This is a genomic window from Mesorhizobium sp. M7A.F.Ca.MR.362.00.0.0 (assembly GCF_004023175.1).
In the GTDB taxonomy this organism is placed as follows: domain Bacteria; phylum Pseudomonadota; class Alphaproteobacteria; order Rhizobiales; family Rhizobiaceae; genus Mesorhizobium.
This window is the reverse complement of record NZ_RZTF01000633.1, coordinates 226-2,272: the sequence shown is the minus strand read 5'-3', so window position 1 is coordinate 2,272 and position 2,047 is coordinate 226. Positions and strand designations below refer to the sequence as shown.

Sequence of the window (2,047 nt, the reverse complement as noted above, 5' to 3'; positions counted from 1 at the left end):
TCTTCATCGAGCCGATCTCGGCGGTGATCGCGCTGCCGGAGCGGCCGGCGATCATGATCGCCGTCATCAGCACGCCGAGTTCGCGCAGGATCAGCACGCCGACCAGGTCGACGACGAAGATATCGGCGCCGAAATAGCTGAGCTGATAGGCGCCTTGCTGGGCAACGATGGCGCCGACGATCGCCGACATCAGCACCACCACCGGAATGGCGCCGACGCCCATGCGGTCGATCTGGTTGAAAATCGCCGCCGGGTTGACGGCATGGCCACGGCCGAGCTTCATCTGCGCGCCACGGATGGTGGCGCCGAGGATGTTCATCGAGGCGAGAAAATCGTCGCGCATCTCGTAGACGCGGCGGCCGACCGCCTCAAGCGCGCGAATGACGATGTTGGGCGGCCGCGCCGGGCCGGATTCGGGTTCGCGCCGCACGGCCTCGCCGACAGCTTCGAGCAGGATCGAAGCGATCTCGCTCTGGCCTTGCATCTGGATCTCGACGCCCTTCTTCTCGAAGGCGCTGACCAGCCGGTCGATCAGCCAGGCGCCGGCGGTGTCCATCTTCTCGATCTTGGAAACATCGAGCGCCAAGGTTTTGAAGCCGCTTCGCTTTTCGATCTTGCGCATGTCGGCGTCGATGAGCGCGACGGTCCTTGTGGTCCAGATTCCGGAGAAAGCGCAGCCAAGAACGCCATCCTCCTCGCCGATCGCCACGCGCGGTTCGTGGTCAGCCTCCCCTGCGGTCGTGCCGCTTGCGTCGCGCTTGCCGATGGTCAACATGGCGTCCTGTTTAGCCTGACGGGTCTGACCTGTCGATTTGCCGACAACGCTTGTCGCACAGCAGGAGCAGAAAAATATGGCGCGTGTCATTTCGGTCGAGGCCGAGCGTTTTCCCATCGCCGGAACCTTCACCATTTCGCGAGGTTCCAAGACCGAAGCCGAGGTGATCTCCTGCACGATCGGCGAGGGCGGCCACCTCGGCCGCGGCGAATGCGTCCCCTACAAGCGCTATGGCGAGACCATGGAGGGCGTGCGCGACGCGATCGAGGCCATGCGCGGCCGGATCGCCGGTGGCATCAGCCGGACCGCCTTGCTCGATGCTATGCCGGCCGGAGCCGCCCGCAACGCCATAGACTGCGCCCTGTGGGACCTGGAGGCAAAGCTCAGCGGAACCTCGGTAGCAGTCGCGATAGGTGCTCTTCCCTTGCAGGCGCTCGAAACCGCCTACACGCTGTCGCTGGGCGAGCCGGAGGCGATGGCGGCGCAGGCTCGCGCCAATGCGGCGCGGCCGCTGCTCAAGGTCAAGATCGGCGGCGACAACGACATCGCCCGCATCCGCGCGGTCAGGCAGGCAGCGCCAGACAGCCGCATCATCCTCGACGCCAATGAGGGCTGGAGCGACGACAACATCGTTGCGAACCTCGCCTTTGCCGCCGAACAAGGCATCGCGCTGATCGAGCAGCCGCTGCCGGCCGGTCATGACGAAATCCTGCGCCATATCGCCCATCCCGTACCGATCTGCGCCGATGAAAGCGTGCACGAGGCTGAGAATCTCGAAGCGCTTGTCGGTCTCTACGATGCCGTCAACATCAAGCTCGACAAGTCGGGGGGCCTGACTGCGGCACTGGTGCTGCGCGATCGCGCCCGCGAACTCGGTTTCGGCGTGATGGTCGGCTGCATGGTCGGCACGTCATTGGCGATGGCGCCAGCGGTGCTGCTTGCCCAGCATGCCGATTTCGTCGACCTCGACGGTCCGCTGCTGCTTGCCCGCGACCGGGTACCGGGCCTTGTCTACCAGGGATCGATGGTGTCACCGCCCGATGTGGCGCTGTGGGGCTGAGCGCGCTGCAAGGCCGATCAGCACGAGGCCGATCAAGGCGATCGGGATCATGGCAAAGAAGCCGTCCACGCCGAGATGGTCGTAGAGCGGGCCGGACGCCAGCGTCACCACCGCCATGAAGAAGCCGTTGGAGAAATAGGCAATGCCTTGCGCGGCACCTGTCCGCTCCTCGGAGACGGTTTCGCCGATCATCTTCTGCAGGCCGATCAGCC

2 protein-coding genes and 1 pseudogene are annotated in these 2,047 nt (G+C 65.1%); 1 reads left to right on the top strand and 2 read right to left on the bottom strand.

Annotated elements, in window-relative coordinates:
* Nucleotides 1-775, bottom strand: a 775-nt coding sequence (locus EOC06_RS36220) for an ABC transporter permease (protein ID WP_128310045.1), incomplete at its 3' end; no start/stop codon positions are given.
* A 76-nt stretch (nucleotides 776-851) separates the two neighbouring features.
* On the opposite strand from EOC06_RS36220, the gene dgcA reads away from it, so the two are divergent.
* Entirely contained in the window at nucleotides 852-1,835 is a 984-nt protein-coding gene (dgcA, locus tag EOC06_RS36215; RefSeq protein ID WP_127382672.1) for an N-acetyl-D-Glu racemase DgcA, read from the top strand.
* On the opposite strand, the pseudogene EOC06_RS44480 reads toward dgcA, so the two are convergent.
* A pseudogene (locus EOC06_RS44480) lies at nucleotides 1,806-2,047 on the bottom strand (MFS transporter); the annotation flags it as partial. The gene dgcA and the pseudogene EOC06_RS44480 sit on opposite strands and share 30 nt — an antisense overlap.

What these genes read in the sequence shown, in the direction of transcription:
- dgcA (WP_127382672.1), top strand. Translation starts at nt 852, where the DNA reads ATGGCGCGTGTCATTTCGGTCGAGGCCGAGCGTTTTCCCATCGCCGGA.